We start from the raw sequence: 1204 nt of genomic DNA, 5'->3' as shown, positions 1-1204 counted from the left end.
GGGAGTTCGATAATTTTTTCATAATGTCATTAAACAGTTGAGGAGCAGAACAAACAAGCTCAAAGAGACAAGTGGTCGATAGTAATGATAGACGGTAATTACGGAATTGAAATTGTGCGTTACATCTAATTCTCGAGCTGCTTAAAGCGACTGAATTTATTGCAATATATAGTCTGCTACGTCTACACCGTGAGTACCATTCGTAATGCCTTCCTTAATAGCATAGGGTTTACCATGCTTGTCTATCGGGTCTTTAATCAGATTGATTACGTAGGAAGAGCGGAATTTTTTATCGGCTGTCATGACCAGTTCAACTTTAGGGCGCAGACGAGAGTCAGCGTTCGCTGATACGACGATGCCTATTTCACCGTTGGTCATTTCGACCAAAGTACCCGGAGGGTAAATGCCTACCATACGAATAAACGCTTCAACCAGCTCTGAGTCGAAGTGCTTATCTCGTTCGGCATAGAGAATTTTTAAAGCATCAAAGGCTGGTGAGCCGTCTTTGTATGAACGGGTACTTGTGATTGCATCATAAACATCGACAATTGATACCATGCGTACAAACTGATGGAGGTAAGCTGCACTTAGTTTTTCTGGGTAGCCCTTGCCGTCGATACGTTCGTGATGAAAGTGTGCTGTATCCTTAATTAGTTTGTTGACGCCTTGTTGTTCGTCTAATAGTTCTTTGCCATACACCGAGTGCTGTTTCATTATGTCATATTCGATGCGTGTTAGACGGCCTGGTTTGTTCAATATGTCGTCTGGTATTTTAGTTTTACCAATATCATGTAGCATGCCGCACAGACCGATGGTTTCTAGCTCGTGCTCTTTTAATCCAATGAAACGCCCGAAGGCAATTGCTAATATACCGACGCGCAACGAATGCTCTGCTGTATATTTGTCCTGTTCTTTTGCCTGTGTAAGCCATAGCAGTGCATTAGCATTATTTAGGATGCTGCTGACGCAAGATTGAATCGCTTTACGCGAAGCATCCATATCAAATGATTCACCATTGCTCAGGCTTGTTAATACTTCATCGACATGGTCTTTGGTTTTTTCATAGCTTAGTTTGGCTTTGGGTAGTTCATCGTGGATTTCGAGTTCTTCACGAAAACCGGGGTATTGTTTCTCTTCCTTGGCTTCAACGGTGCCTTTACCTGATTCAAGCCAAAACTCTTTTTCAATTTCAATATAAACAAAT

At 41.9% G+C, this 1204-nt stretch carries 1 protein-coding gene; it reads right to left on the bottom strand.

Going from position 1 to position 1204, the window contains the following annotated elements; translation table 11 throughout:
* Positions 1-156: 156 nt before the first annotated feature.
* Positions 157-1204: HD-GYP domain-containing protein (locus tag A3735_RS02780; RefSeq protein WP_082885778.1), on the bottom strand; the 1048-nt coding region annotated here is incomplete at its 5' end.

It is taken from the genome of Oleiphilus sp. HI0061, from assembly GCF_001635675.1.
This window is presented reverse-complemented; position numbering and strand designations above follow the sequence as displayed.